Source organism: Sphingomonas donggukensis (assembly GCF_023674425.1).
Lineage (GTDB): Bacteria > Pseudomonadota > Alphaproteobacteria > Sphingomonadales > Sphingomonadaceae > Sphingomonas > Sphingomonas donggukensis.
This window is the reverse complement of sequence record NZ_CP098401.1, coordinates 1,130,252-1,153,318: the sequence shown is the minus strand read 5'-3', so window position 1 is coordinate 1,153,318 and position 23,067 is coordinate 1,130,252. Positions and strand designations below refer to the sequence as shown.

Sequence of the window (23,067 nt, the reverse complement as noted above, 5' to 3'; positions counted from 1 at the left end):
CTTGCGTCGTCATGTCCGCCGCTTACCCCGCACGGGTAAACGCCGCAAGCGCGTATTTCCCCTACGGGGTAAATCAGCTCAGGCGGCGCTGGTAGCGATCGTCGAATTCCTCGTCGGACATGATCAGGTAGCGGATCATGTCGACGAACGCCCAGACGCCGGTGATGACGATGCCCAGCAGGGTGCAGGTAAGCACCAGCATCAGGATGCCGGTGCCGGTGCGACCAAGATAGAAACGGTGGATGCCGAAGATGCCGAGAAAGAAGGCGAGCAAGGCGGCGACGATCTTGTTGCGGTCGCTGCCGCGGCGCGGGCGGGGCTGGGCGTGCTCGGCGACGACATGGGCAGGCACGGTGCCGGGAACGCGGTAGACGCTGAGCGCACGGTTGTCCTGCGCCTCGAAATCGACGTCGGCGCCGACTGCCGGGCCGATCTTGTCGCCCCAGTCGTCCTGGCGGAAGCGATAGCGCTGCCCGTCCGAACCGGTGATGAGGCCCTCACCGCTGCTGCGATCCACCCCAAGTATCTGTCCGCGCATTCCATCCCCCTTGTCGTGCCGTGACGTGGCGGGAAGGGGGGTGCCTCGTCAATATCCCGCGTCGAGATCGACCGTATTTTTGAGCGGTTTGCCGGTCAGGAACGCGTCGAGATTGTCGAGGAACAGCGCGGCGGCACGGGCGAACATCTTTGTCTGGCTGCGCCCTGACAGGTGCATCGTCAGGATCGCGTTGGGCGTGGTCCACATCGGATGGTCGGCGGGCAGCGGCTCGGGCGTCACGGTATCGAGGAACGCGCCGGCGATGGTGCGGGCGTGGAGCGCGGCGATCAACGCATCCTGATCGACCATGTCGCCGCGCGCGATGTTGATGAGCCACGCTGACGGCTTCATCGCTTCGAGTTCCGCCGCGCCAAGCATCGCATGGGTGTCGCCGGTCGACGGGGCGGCCAGAATCACCCAGTCATATTCGCCGATCCGCGGTTTCCACTGGTCTGGCGTCAGCGTGCCGTCGCGGCCCGACCGGGTGACGGCATCGACGGCCACTCCGAACGCCTGCAATCGCTCGCCGATCAACCGTCCGATCGCGCCGTAGCCCACGATCAACGCCTTCGTCTCGTAGAGTTCGGTGGTGCCGGGCGCGGCGATGGTCCACTCGCGGGTGTCGGCCTGACGCACCACCTGGTCGAAGCGCTTCGCGGCGACGAGCACGCCCATCACGGCATATTCGGCGACCGCAAGCGCATTGATGCCGACCCCGTTGGTCAGGATCGCACCGCGCCGTTTCAGCAACTGCGTGTCGAACGCATCGATGCCGGCGTAGAGCGTGGAGGCCCATTTGAGCTTCTCTGCGCCCGCGACCGCCTCTGCGGTCCAGGCGGAGCGCTGCATGTCCGCCCACACGATCTCGGCATCGCGCGCCATCTCCGTGGCTTCCTCTCGCGTGGAGAACCAGGCCACGTCGAGCCCGGTGGGCAGCCGCGGTTGGAGCATCGGGCGGGCGAGCGCGGGGAGAACGGCTTTCATGGGCGTGGCCTAGCAAATCCTCCCCGGCACGGGGAGGGGGACCGAGAAGCGGTGGAGGGGGCATGCCGCGGGCGTTGCGCTGGTTGGATAGCCCCTCCGTCGCCGCTGCGCGGCGCCACCTCTCATGCCGGGGAGGAGTTAGAGGTCCAGTTTCCATTCCCAGGCGAGCGGGTCGCCGTCCATCACCTCGACCCCCGCCGCCGCCAGTTCGTCGCGAATCGCGTCGGACCGCGCGAAGTCCTTCGCGACGCGGGCGGCCTTGCGCTCGTCCAGCCGCGCCTCGATCGCATCCTCGTCGATCGTCGCGTCCTTCGGGCGAACGCGCAGTTCGTCGCGGGTGATCATCGCGAGCCGCAGGCCGAGCACCCGATCGATCTTGCGCGCGGCGAGCAGTCGGTCGGCAGCGTGGCCCTTGCCGCTGACGACGGTCTCCAGCAGCACCAGCACGCGGGCGGTGTTCAGGTCGTCGCCGACTGCTTCGCGCGCCGCCGCCACCTCGGTGACGTCCAGCGTCCCGCGCGGTTCGGCGTCGTGGCGCTCGCGCAATTTCTCCACTGCCTGCACCAGCCGCTTCAGCCGGGTCAGCGCGGCGGCGAGATTGTCCCAGGTGAACTCCAGCTCGCTGCGGTAATGCGCCTGAAGGCACAGCAGCCGGTAGGCGAGCGGGTGGACGCCGGCATCCACCAGCGTCTGCAGCGTCAGGAACCCGCCCGCCGACTTCGACATCTTGCCGCCGCGGTCCACAAGGAAGTTGTTGTGCATCCAAATCCGCGCGCCGGGGTCGTCGCAGGCGCAGAACGCCTGGTTCTGGGCGATCTCGTTCGGGTGGTGGATCTCGCGGTGGTCGATGCCGCCGGTGTGGATATCGAACGGATGGCCAAGTCGCGCGTGGCTCATCACCGAACATTCGAGGTGCCAGCCGGGGGCGCCCTTACCCCACGGCGAATCCCATTCCATCTGGCGCTGCTCGCCCGGCGGCGACGTGCGCCAGATCGCGAAGTCGGCGGCGTTGCGCTTGCCGTCGACGGGGTCGATGCGGCTCTCGCCCTCGTCGCTGACGGCGCGGGCGAGGCTGCCATAATTGGGCACCTTCGACGTGTCGAAATACAGGCCGGTGTCGAGCTGATAGCAGTCGCCCTCGATCGCCTTTGCGAACTCGATCATCTGCGGCACGTAATCGGTGGCGACGGTCCATTCTGCGGGTTGGGTGATGTTCAGCCGGCGCACGTCCCGCTTGAAGGCATCGGTGTAGTGCGCCGCGATATCCCAGATCGATTTCGCCTGCTGGGCGGCGGCCCTTTCCATCTTGTCCTCACCCGCGTCGGCGTCGCTGGTCAAATGGCCGACGTCGGTGATGTTGATGATGTGGGTGAGGTCGTAGCCATGCCATTTCAGCACGCGACCGAGCGTGTCGGCGAAGATGAACGCCCGCATGTTGCCGATATGCTGGTAGTTATAGACCGTCGGCCCGCAGGTATAGACGCGCGCCTCCCCCTCATGGATCGGCTGGAAGGTTTCGAGGCCGCGGGTGAGGCTGTTGTAGAGCTTGAGCGTCATGGGGAGCGCCCTAGCCGCGTCGCCACCACCCGCCAAGACCGCGCGACCGCAGGATCGCCTTGGCCGCATTGTGCCCCGGCGCCCCGGTGACGCCGCCGCCGGGATGCGTGCCGGCGCCGCACATCCAGAGGCCGGCGATCGGCGCGCGGTAGCTGCCGTGGCCCAGCACGGGGCGCGCGCTCCACAATTGGTCGAGGCTCATGCGCCCGTGGAAGATGTCGCCGCCGGCAAGCCCGAACTTGCGTTCGAGGTCCAGCGGGGTGTGGATTTGCCGCGCCACCACCGATGCGGTGAAGCCGGGCGCGTAGCGTTCGACGACCGCCAGTACGGCATCGGCGGCGCCATCGCGCTCGTTGTCCCAGTCGCGCCCGGCGGGCAGGGTGGGGGAGAAGCCCTGGCAGAACAGGCTGGCGACATGCGCGCCGGGCGGGGCGAGGCTGTCGTCGAGGGTCGAGGGGATCAGCATCTCGACCACCGGATTGCGGCTCCACCCGTCGGCCCGCGCCTCGTCGAACGCGGCATCCATATAGTCGAGGCTGGGGGCGAGGATGATGCCGGCGGACAGATGCTCGCCGACTCCGGGCTTGGCGGTGAAGCTGGGCAGCGCAGACAGCGCGACGTTCATGCGCAACGTGCCCGAGCCGACCGCATAGCCGGCGATGCGGGTGCGGAAGTCGGCGGGCAAGTCGGACGGATCGACCAGTCGCTCGTACAAGGGCTTCGGCCCGACGTTGGCGACGACCAGCGGCGCGGCGATTTCCTCACTCGAAACGAGTTTTATGCCAGCGGTCTTGCCGCCATCGACGAGCACCTTCGCGACGGGTGTTTCGAGACGGATTTCGACCCCGGCGGTGCGGCAGGCCGATGCCATCGCCTGCGTGATCGCGCCCATGCCGCCGATCGCGTGGCCCCATGCGCCGCGCGCACCGTTCACCTCGCCGAACACATGGTGGAGCAGGACATAGGCCGATCCCGGCGTGCTCGGCCCGGCGTGGTTGCCGACGACGGCGTCGAAACCGAACACCGCCTTCACCGGATCGCTCTCAAACCAGCGGTCGAGCAACTCGCGCGCGCTCCTGGTGAACAGGTCGATCAGGTCGCGCTGACTCTCGATCCCCAGGCGCGCGAAGCGGCGCCCCTGGCGGGCGGCGTCGAACAGGGTGGCAGCGCCGTCGCCGATGTTGGGCGGGATTTCGAGTGCGAGGTCGCGGATGACGTCGGCAATCCGGTCGAGCGATTCGCCGTAGGGTTCGAGCGCGTCGGCGTCGCGGGCTGAGAACTTCGCGACTTCGGCGCGGGTGCGCTGCGCCGAGCCGCCCATCGTCAGCGATTCGCCCGAGGGCAGCGGCAGGAAATTGGCGACCGGACGCAGCACCGCACGGTAGCCGTGGTCGTGGAGCGCCATGTCGGCGATGACCCGCGGCTGCAGCAGGCTGACGGTGTAGCTGGCGGTCGAGTTGCGGAAGCCGGGGGCAATTTCCTCGGTCACCGCAGAGCCGCCGACGACGCCGCGCGCCTCGACGACGCAGACCTTCAGGCCTGCGCGCGCGAGGTAGAAGGCGCAGACCAGCCCGTTGTGGCCGGCGCCGACGACGACCGCGTCGTAGCGCGCGGTCATGCCGGGGTGAGCGTCACCAGCCCCTCGCGCTCCAGATCGCGCAGCATCGCCAGCACGTCGGGCTGCGCGTCCGCGGGATCGACCGCGAATTCCTGCGCCAGCGTCTCGCACAGCGCGGTGAGCGTCGTCGGCGTCTCGATCAATGCCCACACCCGCGTCGCGGTGGGGTTGAAGCCGTAGCAGGCGCCCTTGTCGACATGCAGGCCGAGCAGTTCGCCATCGACCTCCGCCTCGAGCAGTCCGGCGTTGCGCGCGACGTTGTAATCCTGGGACAAGCGATCCTCCGACAATGGGTTGCGCATCTCTAGGGGCACCGGGCCGCCGCGCGCAATCCGTCGGCGCGGTTGATGTCGACGCGGTTGACAGGGCGGGCGTTCCTGCGCATCTGCCCGCCTCCACCGTATCGAGGCCCGATGGCGGAGTGGTGACGCAGCGGACTGCAAATCCGTGCACCCGGGTTCGATTCCCGGTCGGGCCTCCAGCGGTGCACTTCCCGACATCGGTGCATTCCCAAGGCTTGGCGAGCGCGCGGCTGCGCGATAGGGCGATGGGCGGATCAACAACTGTATTGCATGACTAACACGGTTGTGCGACACCGGAGACGATGATGGCTTCGATTGCACCCACCGGTTTCGATACCGCCCGCCAGGCGATGGTCGCGAGCCAGCTGCGCACCAGCGCCGTGAACGACACGCGCGTGATCGCGGCGATGGCGGCGGTGCCGCGTGAGGAATTCGTGGGCGCGCAGAATGCCGCGGTCGCGTACCGCGACACGCCGCTGGCGCTGGCCAGCGGGCGCCGGCAGAACGCGCCGCTGACGACCGGGCGCCTGCTGACCGAGGCGCGGATCGAGAGCGGGGACCGCGTGCTGCTGATCGGCACGGCGGGCGGCTACACGGCGGCGGTGCTGGCGCGACTGGCCGCAAGCGTCGTGGCGGTCGAGAGCGATGGAGATCTGGCCGCGGCAGCGACGATGGCGCTGGCCGAAGTGCCCGGCGTGACCGTGGTGAACGGCGCGCTGGAGGCTGGCGCACCCGAATCGGCGCCGTTCGACGTGCTGGTGGTGGACGGCGCGGTCGAGGCGCTGCCCGCAAGCCTGACCGATCAGGTTCGCCCCGGCGGCCGGATCGTCGCGGGCCTCAGCGACCGCGGCGTGACCCGGCTGGCGACCGGAGTGCGCGGCGCGGGTGCGGTCGTGCTCGAACCCTTTGCCGACATCGATTGCGTGGTGCTGCCGGGGTTTGCCCGGCCGCGCACGTTCCAATTTGCAGGATGACCATGCGACGCATTCTTCTATCGACCGCGGCGAGCGCGATCCTGTGTCTGGCCGGCGCGACGCCCGCGACCGCCCAGACCACGACGCTGCGCGACGCGCTGGTCGAGGCGTACAAGACCAACCCGACGATCACCGCCCAGCGCGCGACCCAGCGCGCGAACGACGAGAATGTGCCGATCGCCCGCGCCGCGGGCCTGCCGGGCGTCACCTCGGGCGGCGGCTATAGCGAGAATCTCTATGACACCGCCGGCGGCGCGGGGCCGTTGCGATCGGCGACGGCGCGGGTCGACCTGAGCGTGCCGGTCTATACCGGCGGCGCGGTGCGCGGGTCGGTGCGGGCGGCGGAGACGCGCGTCGAGGCCGGTCGCGCGACGTTGCGCGGTACCGAGGCGGACGTGTTCACGCAGGTCGTCGCCGCCTACAACGACGTCATCCGCGATGAGGCGATCGTGCGCCTCAATCAGCTGAACGTCCGCGTGCTCCAGACCAATCTGCAAGCCGCGCGCGACCGGTTCGAAGTCGGCGACCTGACCCGCACCGATGTCGCCCAGTCGGAGGCGCGCTATTCGCTGGCCGAGGGGCAGCTGCGCAGTGCCGAGGCGACGCTGGTCGGCAGCCGCGAAACCTATGTGCGGGTCGTCGGTTCGCCCCCGGGCGCGCTGTCGCCCCCGCCGACGCTCCCCAATTTGCCGACCGATCCGCAGAGCGCGGTGCAGGTGGCGATGGCGAACAATCCCGATCTGGATGCGGCCAGCAAGCAGCGCGACGCCACCCGCTACGACATCGCCGTGGCGAAATCGCAGCGCCTGCCGCGCGTCAGCGTCAGCGTCGGGTCGGCGTATCAGAACTACCTCGGCTCGGTGGGTAACCAGGCCGCGCTCGCCGGTTTCCGCAACGATTCGCTGGGCTTGACCGGTGGCGTGAATCTGTCGCTGCCGCTGTTCCAAGGCGGGCGCCCGGCGGCGCAGGTGCGCCAGGCCGAGGCGCGGCGATCGGCGGCGATCGAGCAGGTGACCGACACCGAACGCTTCGTGATCGCGCGCACCCGCTCTGCCTACGCCAACTGGCAGTCGTCGCTGCAGGTGATCCGATCGAGCGAGATCGCGGTCGACGCGAACAAGCTGAGCCTGGAGGGCGTCCGCGCCGAGAACAGCGTCGGCACGCGCACGATCCTCGACATCCTGAACGCCGAGCAGGAATTGCTGAACTCGCAGGTCACGCTCGTCAGCGCGCGGCGCAACGCCTATGTCGCGGGCTTCGCGCTGCTGGCGGCGATGGGCAAGGCCGAGGCGCGCGACCTGAACCTCGATGGCGGGCCGCTCTACGATCCGGTCGTCAACTACGACCGCGTTCGCCGTCGCATCAGCGATTTCGGCAGCGATGGAGAGCCGGCACCGGTGGCAACCCGCACCAGCGACACCGCGGCGCAGACGCCGGCGGTGACGGTCGATCCGGCGCTCGCCGATCCCGCGCTCCAGCGCCCCGCGGCGACGATGCCGGCACAGCGCCCGGTTGACACGCGCCCCTCCAATCCCGCAGGTGTTCGCCGTTAAGCATCTTTTCGGCGACATTTTGCGGCAGGAACACGACATGGGGGATGTCAGCAGCGAGCCGACGATGGAGGAAATCCTTTCCTCGATCAAACGCGTGATCGAGGAAAGCGAGAGCGCCCCCGCAGCTGCGCGCAGCCGCCGGGCGGCGCGCACGACGTCCGCCCGCGATGCCGAGCGCGACCTGGACCGCGACATCGACGAGGTGCTGGAACTGCACGAGCGCGTGCCGTTCCCCGCCGCCGATGCGTTGCCGCCGCGCGAAGTCGTGCGCCCGGAGCCGCCGATCGCCGCCGACGCGCCGGCACCCCGCGCCCCGGAACTTCGCACGCCCGGACCGCGCCCTGCACCGCGCAGCGAATCGATCCTGTCGGCCAATGCCGCCGAGGCGAGCCGCGGCCCGCTGGAGGCGCTGTCGCGGCTGATTGTGAAGCCCGATGTCGCCGGCAGCGACACGCTGGAGGGGATGGTGCGCGAGATGCTGCGCCCGATGCTGCGCGAATGGCTCGACGCGCAACTGCCCCAGATCGTCGAGACGATGGTCGCGCGTGAGATCGCGCGTATCTCCGACCGGGGCGCCTGACGACGCGCCGGTAAAGCCCGGCTTGCAACTGGCGCGGCTTCGCTTAGTCATTGCGCCCATGATAAAGCCCTTGCACGCAGCCCTGCTCGCCACCGCCGCCGTCACGGTCGCGGTCGCTACCCCCGCCACAGCGCGTCAGCTGACCATCGACGACGTGACGACGCTGTCGCGCGTCGCCGCTCCGACCGTGTCCAAGGACGGACGCTGGCTGGTCTGGCAGCAGCGCGAAACCGACCTTGCCGCCAACCGCGGGCGGTTCGACCTCTGGCGGCTCGACCTCAAGCGTAAAGGCGCGAAGCCGGAAAAGCTGGCGGCGGAGGCCGACGTCAACGAAACCGGCCCGCAGATCGTCGGCGAGACGGTGTATTTCCAGTCGGACAAGGGCGGCGACGATGCCGTCTGGTCGGTGCCGCTGGCCGGCGGCGCGCCGCGCAAGCTCACCGGCTTCCAGGGCGGCTTCGGCGGGTTCAAGGTCGCGCCGACCGGGGACAAGATCCTGATCTGGGCCGACCGCAAGCCTGGCGCGCCGACGCTCGCCCCTGCGATGGAGAAGAAGGACGCGAACGCGGGCTCCGCGCGCCTCTACGACAAGTTGTTCGTGCGCCACTGGGACACTTGGGCAAGCGGCGACCGGTCGCAGCTGTTCGTGCTGCCGCTCGGCATCGACGGCGCGCCGGGAGACGGCACCGCGATCGGCGGTCGGTTGATGGGTGACACTCCGTCCAAGCCGTTCGGGGGCGGTGAGGAAATCGACTGGAGCGCCGATGGCCGCACCGTCTTTTTCGCGCTGCGCGAGGCTGGGCGGATCGAGGCGACGTCGACCAACCTCGATATCTTTTCCGCGCCCGCCGACGGATCGGCGGCTCCTGTGAACCTGACCGCCGACAACGATGCGACCGACAATTTCCCGAGCGTGTCGCCCGACGGTCGCTGGCTTGCCTATGCGGCAATGAAGCGTCCGACTTACGAAGCCGACAAGTTCACGCTGATGCTGCGCGACCTGCGCACCGGCCAGGTCCGCGCGCTGACCGACAACTGGGACCGCTCGGTCGGGGCGATCGGCTGGTCGGCGGACGGTAAGCGCATTCTGGTGACCGCCGAGGACACGCAGGAGAACCCGATCTGGTCGGTCGATCCGGCGAGCGGGAAGGCGACGCGGCTGACCCAGCTCGGCAACGTCACCGCGATGGCACCCGTCACGGGCGGCGCCACGGTGTTCGCGATGAACAGCCTGACCGCGCCCGACGATTTCTACCTGCTGCCCGCCAAGGGCGCGGCAAAGCGGCTGACCAATGTCAACGCCGACAAGCTGGCCGGCATCGACATGCCGACCGTCACGCGCTTCAATTTCAAGGGCGCGAACAACGACACCGTCTGGGGCTATGCGGTGAAGCCCGCCGGCTCGACCGGCAAGGTGCCGGTAGCGTTCATGGTTCACGGCGGGCCGCAGGGGTCGAGCAACAACAGCTGGTCCTACCGCTGGAACCCGGCGGTGTTCGCGGGCGCGGGCTTCGGCCTGGTCGCGGTCGATTTCCACGGGTCGACGGGGTACGGTCAGGCCTTCACCGACGCGATCCAGAATAACTGGGGCGGCTGGCCGCTCGAGGATCTGCAAAAGGGCTTGTCCGCGGCGACGACGAAGTTCGGCTGGCTCGACGGTGACAACGCCTGCGCATTGGGCGCGTCCTACGGCGGCTACATGATGAACTGGATCGAGGGCCAGTGGCCCGATCGCTTCAAATGCATCGTCCAGCATGACGGCGTCTTCGATGCGCGCGCGATGGCGTACGAGACCGAGGAGCTGTGGTTCGACGAGTGGGAACACGGCGGCAAGACCTATTACGAGGATCCGCAGGCGTTCGAAAAGTGGAACCCGGTCAACCACGTCGCCAAGTGGAAGACGCCGATGCTGGTCATCACCGGCGAGAAGGATTTCCGCATCCCGTACACGCAGGGGCTGGCGAGCTTCACCGCGCTCCAGCGGCGCGACATTCCGTCGAAGCTGGTGGTGTTCCCGGACGAGAACCACTGGGTGCTGAAGGCGAAGAACTCGCGGCAATGGTATGGCGAGGTGCTGGGCTGGCTGAACCGGTGGACCGGCAAGGGCGAAGTTGTCGTGCGGACCTGCGAGGACAAGCCCTGCCCGCCGAAGTGACGACCGGGTTCGTGACATGGGGGTGGTGCGAGGCGCCTTACCTCGCTTAAAGCGCCCCCATGACCGAACTCGCCAAGACTTTCGACCCCGCCGCCATCGAAGCCAAATGGTACGCCCATTGGGAAGACGGCGGCCAGTTTCGCCCCGGCCGTCCGGGTGCGGAGCCGTGGACGATCGTCAATCCGCCGCCAAACGTCACCGGCTCGCTCCACATCGGCCACGCGCTCGATAACACGTTGCAGGACATCCTCGTCCGCCACGCGCGGTTGCAGGGCAAGGATGCGTTGTGGGTGGTCGGCACCGACCATGCCGGCATCGCCACGCAGATGGTGGTGGAGCGCCAGATGAATGCGGTCGGCCAGAAGCGCACCGACCTGTCGCGCGAGGACTTCATCGCGAAGGTCTGGGAATGGAAGGCGGAAAGCGGCGGCGAGATTACGTCGCAGCTGCGCCGCCTCGGCTGTTCGATGGACTGGGCGAACGAGCGGTTCACGATGGACGAGGGCTTTTCGAAGGCCGTCCTGAAGGTCTTCGTGGACCTGCACAAAGAGGGGCTGCTGTACCGCGACAAGCGGCTGGTGAACTGGGATCCGGGCCTCGGCACCGCGATCAGCGACCTTGAGGTCGAGACGCGCGAGATGCAGGGCAAGTTCTGGCATCTGCGCTACCCGCTGGAGGATGGCAGCGGCTTCATCTCGGTCGCGACGACGCGGCCCGAGACGATGCTCGCCGACATGGCGGTGGCGGTGAACCCGTCGGACGAACGCTATGCCGCGCTGGTCGGCAAGAAGGTGCGCCTGCCGATCACCGGGCGGCTGATCCCGATCGTGACCGATGAACATGCCGATCCCGAACTGGGATCGGGCGCGGTGAAGATCACGCCGGGGCATGACTTCAACGATTTCGAGGTGGGCAAGCGCGCCGGCATCGCCGCCCGCGACATGCTCAACATGCTCGATGGCGCGGGCCGGATCGTCCAGTGTGGCGACATTCCCGAGGAACTGCTCGGCCTCGACCGGTTCGAGGCGCGCAAACGCGTGGTCGAGATGCTCGACGGCGCCGGCTTCCTAGAACGCGTCGAGGACCGCGTGATCCAGACCCCGTACGGCGACCGATCGGGCGTGGTGATCGAGCCGTGGCTGACCGACCAATGGTACGTCGATGCGGCCACGCTCGCCAAGCCGGCGATCGAGGCGGTGCGGTCGGGCGCGATCAAGATCGTACCGAAGACGTGGGAAAAGACCTTCTTCAACTGGATGGAGAACATCCAGCCGTGGTGCGTGAGCCGGCAGCTGTGGTGGGGGCACCAGATCCCGGCGTGGTTCGACGCCGACGGCAACGCCTATGTCGCGGAAACCGAAGCCGAGGCGCAGGCGCAGGCCGGGGAGGGCGTGACGCTCACGCGTGATCCGGACGTGCTGGATACGTGGTTTTCGTCCGCGCTTTGGCCGTTCGCGACGATGGGTTGGCCTGACACACAAAGCCCGCTCGTTTCGAGCGAAGTCGAGAAACCTGCGATTGGGACACGTGTCTCGACTTCGCTCGACACGAACGGGGGTGGGGGTGCGCTTAAATCCCCAGAATGGCAGCGTCGCTATCCCAACGACGTGTTGATTTCCGGCTTCGATATCCTGTTCTTCTGGGATGCGCGGATGATTATGCAGGGGATGCATTTCCTGAAGGACGTGCCGTTCCGCACGCTCTACCTCCACGGTCTCGTCCGTGCGGCGGACGGGCAGAAGATGTCCAAGTCGAAGGGCAATGTCGTCAACCCGCTCGGGCTGATCGACAGCTACGGCGCCGATGCGCTGCGGTTCTTCATGGCGGCGATGGAGAGCCAGGGCCGCGACATCAAGATGGATGAGAAGCGGGTCGAGGGGTATCGCAACTTCGCGACGAAGCTGTGGAACGCCAGCCGCTTCTGCCAGTCGAACGGCATCGGCGCGAGTGCGCAAATCGAGCCGCCCGCGGCGACGCTGGCCGTCAACAAATGGATCATCGGCGAGACGGTTCAGGCCATCCAGGCGGTCGACCTGGCGCTGGCGGACTATCGCTTCGACGGGGCGGCGGACGCGATCTACCAGTTCGTGTGGAGCCGCTTCTGCGACTGGTATCTGGAGCTCATCAAGCCGGTGCTTTCGCCCGCGCCGGGCGAACGCGGCGAGGGGCCGGATGCGGACGAGACGCGCGCCGTTGCCGGCTGGGTGCTCGACCAGATCCTGGTGCTGCTCCACCCGTTCATGCCGTTCATCACCGAGGAACTGTGGCACGCGATGGGCCAGCGGTCGTGCGACCTGATCGTCGCGAAATGGCCGATGGCGGACGCGCGGGCGCTCGATCCGGAGGCGAGCCGGGAGATCGACTGGCTGATCCGCCTCGTCGGCGAGGTCCGCGCGGCGCGGACAGAGTTGAACGTGCCGCCGGGTGCGCGGCTGATCGGATATTCGGAGGATGCAGACGACGCGTTCGCGCGACGTATGGCCGATCACGATGCGGTCTTCACCCGGCTGACTAGGGTGTCATGGCAACCCGTTGAAGGGGGGCGGGGCGGGGCATGCCTACGCATTCCGGCCGAAGGCGGAACATTGGTCATGCCCCTTGATGGTGCGATCGACCTCGCCGCCGAAAGTGCGCGCCTGACCAAGGCGATTGCCACGGCGGAGAAGGAGCGGGATGCGCTGGCTGGGCGCCTCGGCAACGCAAGCTTCGTCGAGCGCGCCAAGCCCGAGGCGGTGGAGAAGGCCAGGGCCGATCATGCCGAAAAGTCGGCGGAGGCCGAGCGGCTGACGGCGGCGCTGGGGCGGTTGGGATGACCCGACTCCCATTCGCTTCGAATGAAGCCCGTTTCTCGACTTCGCTCGAAACGAACGGATAGGCGTGGCCCGTCCACGCGACCTCACTGCCGGTCCGATCACCGGCACGCTCCTCGCCTTCGCGTTGCCGACGCTCGGCAGCAACGTGCTGCAATCGCTCAACGGGTCGATCAACACGATCTGGGTCGGGCATTTCCTGGGCGAAGCGGCGCTGGCGGCAACGTCGAACGCGAACATCATCATGTTCCTGATGTTCGGCGCGGTGTTCGGGTTCGGGATGGCGGCGACGATTCTGGTCGGGCAGGCGGTCGGGCGGCGCGATATCGATGCGGCGCGGCGGGCGTTCGGGTCGGCGGTGGCGCTGGTGCTGGGCGGCGCGGCGGTGATCGCGGCGCTCGGCTGGGTGTTCGCGCCCGAGATACTGACGTTGCTGGCGACGCCGGGCGGGGCGTTTCCGCTGGCGCTTGCGTACCTGCGCGTGATCTTCCTCAGCCTGCCGGCGTCAATGCTGAGCGTCCTGCTGATGATGGGGCTGCGCGGTACGGGCGATTCGACGACGCCCCTGTGGTTCATGGGGCTGAGCGTCGCGATCGATGCCGGGCTGAACCCGTTCCTGATCGCTGGGATCGGGCCGTTCCCGCAGATGGGCATCGCCGGGTCGGCGACCGCGTCGCTGATCGCGAATCACGTGTCGGTGCTGGGGCTGATCGCCTATATTTACTGGCGCGACCTGCCGCTCAGGCTGCGTAGAGCGGAACTCGGCTACCTTCGACCCGACCCGGCACTGGTCCGCGTCATCACCACCAAGGGCCTGCCGATGGGCGCGCAGATGCTCGTCATGTCGTCGGCGGGGCTGACGATGGCGGGCTTGGTTAATCGCCAGGGCGTCGATACGGTCGCTGCGTTCGGTGTCGCGCAACAGCTGTGGACCTATATCCAGATGCCCGCGCTCGCGATCGGCGCGGCGGTCAGCGCGATGGCGGCGCAGAATATCGGGGCGGGGCGATGGGACCGTGTCGATCGGATCACCCGCGCCGGCCTCATCACCAACCTGGCGCTGACCGGGGTGATGGTCGCGGTGACCACCGTGTTCGACCGACTGGTGCTCGGGCTGTTCCTGCGTGAGGGCAGCGCGGCCATGCCGATCGCCGAGCATATCCAGCTGGTCGCGGCCTGGGGTTTCATCCTGTTCGGCGCGACGATGGTGCTCTTCTCGACCGTGCGCGCGAACGGCGCGGTGCTGGCGCCGCTCGTCATGTTGTTCGTGTCGATGTACCCGGTCCGCATCGGCTTTGCCGCGGCGTTCCTGCCGTCGTGGGGCGCCGATGCGCTGTGGTGGAGCTTCCCGCTCGGGTCGGTCGCCAATCTGGTAATGGCGGCGCTTTATTATCGTTACGGCAACTGGCGGCGCGGCGCGCTGATGGTGGCGCCTGCCGAATGCGAGGAGCAGGCCCACGCCGACGCAGAGCCGGCGGGCATGGTCAGGCCGACGGCGTAGCGGGCACCATCACGTCGATCGCCGCGGCGGCGATCTTCACGGTGGCGGGGGTGTGGGCGAGTACTTCGCCGTCGATCGAGATCGGCAGCCGCGGTTTGGTGTCGATACGCAGCGATTTGCCGCGGAAGACGACGATATCCTCACGCCGCGCCTTCAACTTCAGGACCGTCGCCGCCCAGTTCGCGACCAGGCGCCGTTTGAAATGGCCGCGGACGCATTCGATGACGATGTCGCCGCTGTCGATCTCGGCCTCGTCCATCATTTCCTCGCCGCCGTGGAACCGACCGTTGGCGATGCGGACCTCGACGACCTTCAGATGCTGCGGTCCGGCGCCCGCATCCACGGTCAGCCAGAAGGGGCGGAATTTCAGGAACTGGATCGCCGCCCAGCTGAGATAGCCCAGCCGCCCGAGATATTTCTTCAGATTATGCGGCACCGTCTCGGCGATCTGCGGCGCGATGCCGAGCGTCGCGGCATTGGCGAAATAATCGTCGCCGATCATCCCCAGGTCGATACGACGCTTCTGCCCGGTCCGGATCACCGCGACCGCGCCGGGGATGTCGAGCGGGATGCCGAGCGTGCGGCAGAAGCTGTTGGCGGTCCCGAGCGGCAGCACGCCCAGCGTCACGCCCTTGCCCACCAGATGATCGACCAGCCCCGAAATCGTGCCATCCCCGCCGCCCAGGATGACGAGCTCGGGCTTCTTCGCCAGCGCGCGCTCGATCGTCGCCTCGAGCTGGTCGGGATCCTCCACGGCGTGGGCATCGACGGGAAAATCGACCGCATCGAGCGCCTGGCACGCCTGTTTGAACAGCGCCTGACCCTTGCGGGACTTGGCATTGACGATGAGCGCGGCGGAGGAAAAGCTGGTCATGGTGCGTCGCAACGCACGGGTTGCGGTTTCGGGTGCGTAACGCTTGATCGACCGCGTCACAGGGCGCAAAGCCCTTGCCCATGTCGCATTATCCCGCGCTCCGCTTGCGTCGCACCCGCGCCTCCGCCTGGAGCCGCCGGCTGCACGCCGAAACCGTCCTGACCCCCGCCGACCTGATCTGGCCGCTGTTCGTCAGCGAGGGCGCCGACGAAGAGCCGATCGCCAGCCTGCCCGGCGTGTCGCGCTGGTCGATTGCCAATATCGTCGCGCGGACGCGCGAGGCGCGCGACCTAGGCATCCCGTGCATCGCCTTGTTCCCGAACACGCCCGCCCACCTGCGCAGCGACGACGGGGCGGAGGCATTCAATCGGGACAATCTGATGTGCCGCGCGGTGAAGGCCATCAAGGACGCGGTGCCCGAGGTTGGCGTGCTGACCGACGTCGCGCTGGACCCCTATACCAGCCACGGGCACGACGGGCTGGTCGATGCCGCCGGCTACGTCCTGAATGACGCCACCGCCGACGTGCTGGTGCGTCAGGCGCTGGTGCAGGCGGAGGCGGGGGCCGATATCGTCGCGCCGTCGGACATGATGGATGGGCGCATCGGGCTGATCCGCGAGGGGCTCGAAGGCGCCGGCCACGGCAATGTGCAGATCATGTCGTATGCCGCCAAATATGCGAGCGGTTTCTACGGCCCTTTCCGCGACGCGGTCGGCAGCCGCGGGCTGCTGAAAGGCGACAAGAAAACCTACCAGATGGACCCCGCCAACGCCGAGGAAGCGATCCGCGAAGTCGCGCTCGACATCGCCGAGGGCGCCGATAGCGTGATGGTGAAGCCGGGGCTCCCTTATCTCGACATCATCGTCCGGGTGAAGGCGGAGTTCGGCGTCCCGGTGTTCGCGTACCAGGTCAGCGGCGAATATGCGATGATCGAGGCGGCGGCAGCGGCGGGAGCGGGGGACCGCGACGCGCTGGTGCTGGAGACGCTGATGGCGTTCAAGCGGGCGGGCTGTTCGGGCGTGCTGACCTATCACGCAGCGCATGCGGCGCGGCTGCTGGGGGCGTGATCAAAACTGAACGACTGCTGCTGCGCCGCTGGCGGGCGGCGGATATCGATCCGTTTCACGCGATGGGGCAGGACGCGGAGGTCATGCGCTTCATCGGCCCGGCAATGTCGCGCGCGGATTGTGCCGCGGCGGCGGAGCGGATGAACGCGGTGCTCGACGCGACAGGAACGTGCTTCTGGGCGATCGAGCGGCGCGCGGACGGCGCGTTCCTGGGATTCTGCGGCATCAAGCCCGGACCCGCGGGTACCCCGATCGCCGACCTGCCGGAAATCGGATGGCGATTGCGGCGCGATGCCTGGGGCGCGGGCTATGCGCGCGAAGCGGCGCAGGCGAGCATCGACCGGGCGTGGTCGGAGGGCAACGCGGGCGAAATCTTTGCGATCACGGTGGCGGCAAACACGCGCAGCTGGGGGCTGATGGAACGGCTGGGCATGGCGCGCGTCGCGGACAGCGACTTCGATCATCCCGCGCTGGCCGAGGACGATCCGCTGCGGCGGCACATAACCTACCGGATCGCCCGGCCGGCATGACCGCCGCCGCGATCGGGGTTGCGCCGGTACGCTCTCGCCGGGCGCTGTTCGTGGCGACGATCCTGACGGGGTCGTTCCTGCTGTTCCTGGTCCAGCCGATGGTCGCGCGGATGGCGCTGCCCAAGCTCGGCGGGGCGCCGGCGGTGTGGAATTCGGCGATGCTGGTGTATCAGGCGCTGCTGCTCGGCGGCTATGCCTATGCGCACTGGCTGGCGACGCTGTCGCAGCGGCGGGCCGCGACGATCCATCTGGGCGTGCTGGCGCTGGCCGCCCTGTGGCTGCCCCTGGGTCTGTTCGCCAGCGGCATGCCCGCCGGGGCGGAGCCGGCGCTGTGGGTGCCGTGGCTGCTGGGCGCGTCGATCGGGCCGCTGTTCTTCGCGGTGTCGGCGCAGGCGCCACTGATGCAGCGATGGTATGCGCTCGCCGAGCCGGGGCGCGACCCCTACGCCCTCTACGCCGCCTCGAATGTCGGCAGCTTCGGCGGGCTCATCGCCTATCCCCTGCTGGTCGAGCCGGGGCTGGCGCTGAAGATGCAGAGCCTGGTGTGGAGCGGCGGCTATGTGCTCCTGATCGCGCTGGTTGCGCTGTGTGCCTGGCGACTGCCGCGCGGCGACGATGCGATCGCTGCAGCCGCCACCGTCAGCCCGCCGCCGCCGCGCCGACGCGTCGCGCACTGGATCGTGCTGGCAGCGGTGCCCTCGGGCCTGATGCTGGCGACCTCCACCTTCCTGACGACCGATATCGTCGCGGTGCCGCTGCTGTGGGTGCTTCCGCTGGGGCTGTACCTGCTGAGCTTCACGGTCGCCTTCGCCGCCGATAGCAGGGTCGCGAAGCTGGTGACGACGTTCGCGCCGGTGATGATCCTGCTGTTCGGTGGCGCGGTGATCGCCGGACGGCAGGACACGCCGTATCTGAACGCATTGATGGCGCTCCTGCTGCTGTTCGCGGTCGCGGTGGCGCTGCACGCACGAATGTATGCGCTGAGGCCCGAACCCGACCGGCTGACCGGCTTCTATCTGGCGATGGCGATCGGCGGCGCGCTGGGCGGGGTGTTCGCCGGGCTGCTGGCGCCGGTGATTTTCGACTGGACCTACGAATATCCGCTGCTGATCCTGGCCGCCGGCGCGCTGGCGCCGCAGCTGTTCCTGCTACCGTTCGTCGGGCGGTTCTGGCGGGTAGAGGGGTGGCCGCGTTCGATCCGCATCGCCGCGGTCGTGGCGCTGACCGGTGCGCTGATCCTCGTCGGCCTGCGCAATCCCGGCGGATGGCTGGGGCACACGCCGGAGAACTTCGCGTTCCTGGCGCTCGCCGTGCTCGGGGTGCTGACGGTCGGCGCCCGTATTTCCTATGTCGTCGTGCTGGCCGGCGCGCTCTTCCTGTTCGGCGGGTACCGTGCGCTGGAAGTCACGATGCAGGGCGACCAGCGCACCCGCAGCTATTTCGGCGTGTACACGATCCGCGACTATCCCGATGTGCGGACGCTGGCGCACGGTACGACGCTGCACGGCGTCGAGCTGACCGGATCGCCGCTGCGAGAGCGCGTGCCGACGAGCTACTATACGCCGGGGTCGGGGGTCGGGCGCGCGATGATGGCGGTGCCGGCGTTGTACGGCCCCAACGCGCGCATCGGCGTGGTCGGTCTGGGGACGGGGACGCTCGCCTGCTACGCACAGCCGGGGCAGGACTGGCGTTTCTTCGAGATTGATCCCGCGGTAGTGCGGATCGCGCGAGACCCGGCCAAGTTCCGCTTCCTGTCACGGTGCGCGCCGGACGCCACGATCGTGGTCGGCGACGCGCGCCGGCAATTGCTGGAACAGCCGACCAGCGGGCTCGATCTGCTCGCGCTCGACGCCTTTTCGTCGGACGCGGTGCCGATGCATTTGATGACGCGCGAGGCCTTCGCCACCTACGCCCGCGCGCTCCAGCCGCGCGGGCTGCTCCTCGTCCATATTTCGAACCGCTTCCTCGACCTCGAACCCGTCGTAGGGGCGGCGGGAGCGGGCGGCGGCTGGTACGGCGCGCAGATCACGTTCGAACCCGGCATCGACGACGGCACATCCGCCTCGACGTCGGACTGGATTGCGCTCAGCCGCGATTCGGCGGTGCTGGGCGCGCTGGTCGCACAAGGCGGCGCGTGGCGACCGCTGCGGCTGCGAAAGGGTTTCGTCGGCTGGACCGATGACTACGCGACGATCCTGCCGCTGTTGCGGGGCTGGCGATAGCTCAGTTGGGCAGCAGCGCGCGCAGCCGCTCCTCGGCGACCGCCGCAGCGTCCGACCGGGCCTGTGCCGCGGCGATCGCCGAATCGAGCGCGGGGTAGGGCGGGGCCAGCGCCTCCGCTCGCGCGATCGCCAGCGATTCGATCGCGGCCAGCGCGGTGTCGATCGCGGCATGCGCCTGGCCGATCTCCCCGATCGCGGTCTGGCCGTCGAACCAGGCGGGCGTCCCCTCCGCCGCGCGCGCGCAGGCCTTCACCGCCGGCCCGCGCGCCGCGACGATCCGGTCGAAATCGGCGGCTGCCGCGTCGAACTCTTTTCGGCGGGAGGCGATGGTCGCGTCGAGGGTCGCATCCGGCGTCGCGACGGCGGCGGGCCGCTCGGGCTCGGCAAAGCCACGCCCCTCGACGGCGCGCGGCGCGAGCGACGGGGTATTGGCCCGCGGCGCGGCGCAGGATGCAAGCGTGACGGAGAGGGCGAGGGCGGCGAGACGGGCGGTCGACATGGCCACCGGGGTAGGCGTGCAAATTCTCTCACGCAACGGGGTTGCATCCCCCGAAAACCCCTTCTATCAGCCCACCTCCATTGCGCGCCCGTAGCTCAGCTGGATAGAGCATCAGACTACGAATCTGAGGGTCGGACGTTCGAATCGTTCCGGGCGCGCCATGGTTTTCCTGCACATCGTCGCTGGCGTCTAGCGCGACGGCACGCCCTTCGCGGCCAGTCGTCGTCAGCGCGACGCCAGGCCCGCTGCGGCGACGACCGCGAGCAGCCCCACCGACATGCCGCGCACGCTTTCGGGCTTGGCGACGTCGATCCATTCGTCCGGCGCGTGGGCGCGCCCCGCCTGGCCACCCGATTCGATCGTGACCGCAGGGATGCCGAGGTTCATCGCGACGTTCGAATCGGTCGAGCTGGCGTTGAAGTCGGGCGTGAAGCCCATCGCCGCGACCGACGCCGCCGTCGTCGTTACCAGGGGAGCGGTGCGGGGCGTCGCGCCGGCAGGGCGATCGCCGATCACCTCCCGCACCGCGCTCACCGTGCCGAAGCGGGTCGATCGCGCGACATTCTCCGCAGCCACGGCGCGGTCCACGATCGCGAGGAACCGCTGTTCGAGCCGGGCGAGCTCGCCGCCGTCCTCCGAGCGCATGTCGACATCGACGAAGACGCTGTTGGGTATCGCGTTGACCGACGTGCCCCCGCCGACGACGCTGGCGGCATAGGTGGTGCGCGGCGTCTTGGCCGGGACGACCGCATAAAGCTCGGCGATCGCGCCCGCCATCGCGGCTGCGGGGTTGACGATGCCGAACGCGCCATAGCTGTGCCCGCCCGGTCCCTTGAAGGTCACGCGGTAGCGTTTCGAGCCGACGCCGCCGATCGTGACGCGCGACGGGTCGGCACCGTCCATCGAGAAGAAGGCGCCGACGCGTCCGCGGTAGGGGCCCTTGGTCAACAGGTGGCGCACGCCGCGCAGGTCGCCGCGCCCTTCCTCGCCAACGGTGCCGACGAACAGGATCGGCGCGCGGGTCGCGACCTTGGCCGCGTCCATCGCGCGGGCGTAGGCGAGCAGGACCGCCAGGCCGCGGGTGTCGTCGCCGATGCCGGGTGCGAACAGCTTCGTGCCTTCACGCCGCACCGTCACGTCGGTACCCTCCGGAAACACGGTGTCGAGATGCGCCGAGAGCACCACCAGCTTCGCCGCGCGATCGGTGCCGGGGCGAAGGCCGGTGACGTTGCCCTCCGCATCGATGCTCACGTCGCGCAGGCCCGCGGCACGGAATTTCGCGGCATAGGCGGCGGCGCGCGCCGCTTCCTTGAAGGGCGGGGCGGGGATCTGCGTCAGCTCGACGATTTCGGCGACGGTGGCATCGTGGGTGCGGTCGAGCTCGGCAAGCGCCGCGCGCACGGTGGCGGCATTCCTGACGGGCGCGATATCGGCGGTCGCCGCCTGCGCGGCGGCCAGGGTGACGAGCAGCAACAGCATCCGGACGACCTCCACCGGGGCGAAGCGGCTCGCCCATGCGGCGATGGTGTCGTCAGGCGCGGGCGTTGGCAAGCCGCGCGCGGATTTCGCCCGCGCCGCCCGGCACCGCATCGCCGAGCGCCAGCAGCCGCCGGGCCTCGAACGGCCCGGGCAGCCGCCACGCACCCGTGCGATCGGCAGAAAAGTCGAAGAAACGGGCGTAATATTCGGGATCGCCGACCAGCATCAGCGCGTCGTGACCCCGCGCGTCGCTGCACGCCGCGGCATCGAGCATGTGGCGGGTGAGCGCGCGCCCGATGCCGCCACGCTGGATGGCCGGCTCGATCGCCACGGGGCCGACCATCACCATCGGCACGACGCGCCCGTTGTCGCCGGCGAATTCGACCGGCCAGCACTGGATGGTCCCGGCAAGCGCACCGTCGTCGTCGAGCGCGGCGAAGCTCAAGGCCGCGATCGCCTGCGTCCCCGCGCGCACGCGATAGGCGGTGCGCGTGTGCCGGTCGGTCCCGAACGCGCGGTCGAGCAGCGCCTCGATCCGGGGCGCGGCGACGGTGGCGAGGGGGACGATGGTCATTGCGGCACGATCCTGACGGGAAGGGCGCGCGCTTTACGGCGTTCCCCCGCCGACGCAAGGGTTTCGGATGCCGGGCGATCTGCTATCGCGCGGGCTGCCTTATATTGCTGCCGGAAAGTCCGTCCTTGCCCGATTCCCTGACGTTGCAGGTCCACGACCTCGAGACGATGGTTCTGACCGGCGTCTATTCGGAGGAGACGCACCTGCCGCAGCCGCTGCGCATCTCGCTCGACGTCGATATCGATTGCGCGGCGCAGTTCGCGCCCGACACGCCGCTCGACGCGTCGAAAAGCTATCTCGACCTGCGCCACGCGGCGACCGACGGCTTGCCCGAAGGCGTCCATTTCACCCTGATCGAAGGCGTGGCCGACCATATCGCCGAAACCCTGTTCCTCCAGGATCCGCGGGTGTCGCGGGTGCAGGTGAAAATCGTGAAGCTGGCGATTTCGGAGGCGGGCGAAGCGATCGGCATCACGCTGGTCCGGCACCGGCGCTGACGATGGCGGGGCTTGCGCTCGTCACCGGGGGATGCCGGCGGGTGGGGGCGCATATCGCCGCGCGGCTGGCGAAGGCGGGATACGATATCGCGCTGCATGCCGGTCACGATCCGCAGCCGGAACCCTGGTTGGTCGAGGCGCTGGCGGGACGCCGGTGGCATGTCTTCACCGCCGACCTGTCGGACGCAGGCCAGGTCGCCGCGCTGCCGGGGGACGTCGTGGCGCATTTCGGCGCGCCGATCGACGTGCTCGTCAACAGCGCGTCGCGCTTCGCCGCGATCGATGACGGCGGCGTCGCCATGCCCGACGTGATGGCGCATCTGTCGGTCAATGTGGCGGCGCCGGTCGCGCTGGCGCAGGCTGTGGCGGAGGCCGCGGGCACTGAGGGCGCGGCGATCGTCAACATTCTCGACCAGCGTGTCGCCAATCCGCCGCGGGACCAAGTGGTTTATACGATTTCAAAGCAGGCGCTGGCGGAGGCGACGCGGACGCTTGCCATCGCACTGGCGCCGCGCGCGCGGGTCAACGGCGTGGCGCCGGGGCTGGTGATGCCGACCGGCGACTATGCCGAGGGGCAGGGCGACCGGCTTGCCGCGCTGATGCCGCTCGAGCGGCTGGCGTCGCCGCAGGAGGTCGCCGATGCCGTCGCCTGGCTGGTGGGCGCGCGATCGGTGACGGGGCAGACGATCTTCGTCGACGGCGGCGCGCATCTGAAGAGTTTCGAGCGCGACTTCGTGCACCTCGCGCGCTGAC

At 68.8% G+C, this 23,067-nt stretch carries 20 protein-coding genes and 2 tRNA genes; 13 read left to right on the top strand and 9 right to left on the bottom strand.

What is annotated here, in order from left to right; translation table 11 throughout:
* Positions 1-73 precede the first annotated feature (73 nt).
* The 5 genes from M9980_RS05610 to M9980_RS05590 all read right to left on the bottom strand — a co-directional run bounded on the left by M9980_RS05610 (position 74) and on the right by M9980_RS05590 (position 4,972).
* A complete protein-coding gene (locus M9980_RS05610) occupies positions 74-538 on the bottom strand; it encodes a TM2 domain-containing protein (RefSeq protein ID WP_250754314.1) in 465 nt (154 codons plus the stop codon).
* Between the two features lie 48 nt (positions 539-586).
* Positions 587-1,522 carry a D-2-hydroxyacid dehydrogenase gene (locus M9980_RS05605; RefSeq protein ID WP_250754312.1) on the bottom strand — a complete coding sequence of 312 codons (936 nt, stop codon included), beginning with the start codon at positions 1,520-1,522 and terminating at the stop codon, positions 587-589.
* A gap of 138 nt (positions 1,523-1,660) precedes the next feature.
* Positions 1,661-3,079 (bottom strand): cysteine--tRNA ligase, encoded by a 1,419-nt coding sequence (gene cysS, locus M9980_RS05600; protein ID WP_250754310.1) that lies wholly within the window; start codon positions 3,077-3,079, stop codon positions 1,661-1,663.
* A gap of 10 nt (positions 3,080-3,089) precedes the next feature.
* On the bottom strand, positions 3,090-4,697 hold the full coding sequence (locus M9980_RS05595) for a phytoene desaturase family protein (protein WP_250754308.1): 1,608 nt from the start codon (positions 4,695-4,697) through the stop codon (positions 3,090-3,092).
* On the bottom strand, positions 4,694-4,972 hold the full coding sequence (locus M9980_RS05590) for a PqqD family protein (RefSeq protein ID WP_250754306.1): 279 nt from the start codon (positions 4,970-4,972) through the stop codon (positions 4,694-4,696). Before M9980_RS05590 ends, M9980_RS05595 begins: the two co-directional genes overlap by 4 nt.
* 132 nt (positions 4,973-5,104) lie before the next feature.
* Here M9980_RS05590 and M9980_RS05585 point away from each other — a divergent pair.
* The 7 genes from M9980_RS05585 (at position 5,105) to M9980_RS05555 (ending at position 14,572) form a co-directional block, all read left to right on the top strand.
* A tRNA-Cys gene (locus M9980_RS05585) sits at positions 5,105-5,178 on the top strand.
* Positions 5,179-5,301: 123 nt separating this feature from the next.
* Complete coding sequence (locus M9980_RS05580) at positions 5,302-5,973, top strand: protein-L-isoaspartate O-methyltransferase family protein (protein ID WP_250754304.1); 672 nt, start codon at positions 5,302-5,304, stop codon at positions 5,971-5,973.
* Positions 5,970-7,526, top strand: coding sequence for a TolC family outer membrane protein (locus tag M9980_RS05575; protein WP_422921387.1), 1,557 nt, complete (start codon positions 5,970-5,972; stop codon positions 7,524-7,526). Before M9980_RS05580 ends, M9980_RS05575 begins: the two co-directional genes overlap by 4 nt.
* Positions 7,527-7,563: 37 nt before the next feature.
* Entirely contained in the window at positions 7,564-8,106 is a 543-nt protein-coding gene (locus tag M9980_RS05570; RefSeq protein ID WP_250754301.1) for a DUF2497 domain-containing protein, read from the top strand.
* 58 nt (positions 8,107-8,164) lie between these two features.
* Entirely contained in the window at positions 8,165-10,261 is a 2,097-nt protein-coding gene (locus tag M9980_RS05565; protein WP_250754299.1) for a S9 family peptidase, read from the top strand.
* A gap of 59 nt (positions 10,262-10,320) precedes the next feature.
* Entirely contained in the window at positions 10,321-13,074 is a 2,754-nt protein-coding gene (locus tag M9980_RS05560) for a valine--tRNA ligase (RefSeq protein ID WP_250754297.1), read from the top strand.
* Positions 13,075-13,138: 64 nt separating this feature from the next.
* Complete coding sequence (locus M9980_RS05555; RefSeq protein ID WP_250754295.1) at positions 13,139-14,572, top strand: MATE family efflux transporter; 1,434 nt, start codon at positions 13,139-13,141, stop codon at positions 14,570-14,572.
* Here the strand turns inward: M9980_RS05555 and M9980_RS05550 are convergent.
* The gene (locus tag M9980_RS05550) at positions 14,556-15,446 is read right to left on the bottom strand and encodes a diacylglycerol/lipid kinase family protein (protein ID WP_250754293.1); all 891 of its coding nucleotides are present in this window, start codon (positions 15,444-15,446) and stop codon (positions 14,556-14,558) included. The two genes, M9980_RS05555 and M9980_RS05550, sit on opposite strands and share 17 nt — an antisense overlap.
* Positions 15,447-15,526: 80 nt before the next feature.
* On the opposite strand from M9980_RS05550, the gene hemB reads away from it, so the two are divergent.
* Genes hemB through M9980_RS05535 form a run of 3 tightly spaced genes read left to right on the top strand, consistent with a single transcriptional unit; the run spans position 15,527 to position 19,265 of the window.
* Positions 15,527-16,513, top strand: coding sequence for a porphobilinogen synthase (gene hemB / locus M9980_RS05545; protein ID WP_250754291.1), 987 nt, complete (start codon positions 15,527-15,529; stop codon positions 16,511-16,513).
* On the top strand, positions 16,510-17,043 hold the full coding sequence (locus tag M9980_RS05540; RefSeq protein WP_250754289.1) for a GNAT family N-acetyltransferase: 534 nt from the start codon (positions 16,510-16,512) through the stop codon (positions 17,041-17,043). The genes hemB and M9980_RS05540 overlap by 4 nt, the downstream gene beginning before the upstream one ends.
* Positions 17,040-19,265 (top strand): spermidine synthase, encoded by a 2,226-nt coding sequence (locus M9980_RS05535; RefSeq protein WP_250754287.1) that lies wholly within the window; start codon positions 17,040-17,042, stop codon positions 19,263-19,265. The genes M9980_RS05540 and M9980_RS05535 overlap by 4 nt, the downstream gene beginning before the upstream one ends.
* Before the next feature lies 1 nt (position 19,266).
* Here the strand turns inward: M9980_RS05535 and M9980_RS05530 are convergent, their stop codons facing one another.
* The gene (locus M9980_RS05530) at positions 19,267-19,764 is read right to left on the bottom strand and encodes a hypothetical protein (protein ID WP_250754285.1); all 498 of its coding nucleotides are present in this window, start codon (positions 19,762-19,764) and stop codon (positions 19,267-19,269) included.
* Between the two features lie 84 nt (positions 19,765-19,848).
* Here M9980_RS05530 and M9980_RS05525 point away from each other — a divergent pair.
* Positions 19,849-19,925 (top strand) — tRNA-Arg (locus M9980_RS05525).
* A 64-nt stretch (positions 19,926-19,989) separates the two neighbouring features.
* Here the strand turns inward: M9980_RS05525 and M9980_RS05520 are convergent.
* Entirely contained in the window at positions 19,990-21,315 is a 1,326-nt protein-coding gene (locus M9980_RS05520) for a M20/M25/M40 family metallo-hydrolase (protein ID WP_250754283.1), read from the bottom strand.
* Positions 21,296-21,817 carry a GNAT family N-acetyltransferase gene (locus M9980_RS05515; protein WP_250754281.1) on the bottom strand — a complete coding sequence of 174 codons (522 nt, stop codon included), beginning with the start codon at positions 21,815-21,817 and terminating at the stop codon, positions 21,296-21,298. The genes M9980_RS05520 and M9980_RS05515 overlap by 20 nt, the downstream gene beginning before the upstream one ends.
* Positions 21,818-21,942: 125 nt before the next feature.
* On the opposite strand from M9980_RS05515, the gene M9980_RS05510 reads away from it, so the two are divergent.
* A complete protein-coding gene (locus tag M9980_RS05510) occupies positions 21,943-22,314 on the top strand; it encodes a dihydroneopterin aldolase (protein WP_250754280.1) in 372 nt (123 codons plus the stop codon).
* 2 nt (positions 22,315-22,316) lie between these two features.
* Complete coding sequence (locus M9980_RS05505; RefSeq protein WP_250754278.1) at positions 22,317-23,066, top strand: SDR family oxidoreductase; 750 nt, start codon at positions 22,317-22,319, stop codon at positions 23,064-23,066.
* Position 23,067: the final 1 nt, after the last annotated feature.

What these genes read in the sequence shown, in the direction of transcription:
- M9980_RS05610 (WP_250754314.1), bottom strand. Translation starts at nt 538, where the DNA reads ATGCGCGGACAGATACTTGGGGTGGATCGCAGCAGCGGTGAGGGCCTC.
- M9980_RS05605 (WP_250754312.1), bottom strand. Translation starts at nt 1,522, where the DNA reads ATGAAAGCCGTTCTCCCCGCGCTCGCCCGCCCGATGCTCCAACCGCGG.
- cysS (WP_250754310.1), bottom strand. Translation starts at nt 3,079, where the DNA reads ATGACGCTCAAGCTCTACAACAGCCTCACCCGCGGCCTCGAAACCTTC.
- M9980_RS05595 (WP_250754308.1), bottom strand. Translation starts at nt 4,697, where the DNA reads ATGACCGCGCGCTACGACGCGGTCGTCGTCGGCGCCGGCCACAACGGG.
- M9980_RS05580 (WP_250754304.1), top strand. Translation starts at nt 5,302, where the DNA reads ATGATGGCTTCGATTGCACCCACCGGTTTCGATACCGCCCGCCAGGCG.
- M9980_RS05575 (WP_422921387.1), top strand. Translation starts at nt 5,970, where the DNA reads ATGACCATGCGACGCATTCTTCTATCGACCGCGGCGAGCGCGATCCTG.
- M9980_RS05570 (WP_250754301.1), top strand. Translation starts at nt 7,564, where the DNA reads ATGGGGGATGTCAGCAGCGAGCCGACGATGGAGGAAATCCTTTCCTCG.
- M9980_RS05565 (WP_250754299.1), top strand. Translation starts at nt 8,165, where the DNA reads ATGATAAAGCCCTTGCACGCAGCCCTGCTCGCCACCGCCGCCGTCACG.
- M9980_RS05560 (WP_250754297.1), top strand. Translation starts at nt 10,321, where the DNA reads ATGACCGAACTCGCCAAGACTTTCGACCCCGCCGCCATCGAAGCCAAA.
- M9980_RS05550 (WP_250754293.1), bottom strand. Translation starts at nt 15,446, where the DNA reads ATGACCAGCTTTTCCTCCGCCGCGCTCATCGTCAATGCCAAGTCCCGC.
- hemB (WP_250754291.1), top strand. Translation starts at nt 15,527, where the DNA reads ATGTCGCATTATCCCGCGCTCCGCTTGCGTCGCACCCGCGCCTCCGCC.
- M9980_RS05535 (WP_250754287.1), top strand. Translation starts at nt 17,040, where the DNA reads ATGACCGCCGCCGCGATCGGGGTTGCGCCGGTACGCTCTCGCCGGGCG.
- M9980_RS05530 (WP_250754285.1), bottom strand. Translation starts at nt 19,764, where the DNA reads ATGTCGACCGCCCGTCTCGCCGCCCTCGCCCTCTCCGTCACGCTTGCA.
- M9980_RS05515 (WP_250754281.1), bottom strand. Translation starts at nt 21,817, where the DNA reads ATGACCATCGTCCCCCTCGCCACCGTCGCCGCGCCCCGGATCGAGGCG.
- M9980_RS05505 (WP_250754278.1), top strand. Translation starts at nt 22,317, where the DNA reads ATGGCGGGGCTTGCGCTCGTCACCGGGGGATGCCGGCGGGTGGGGGCG.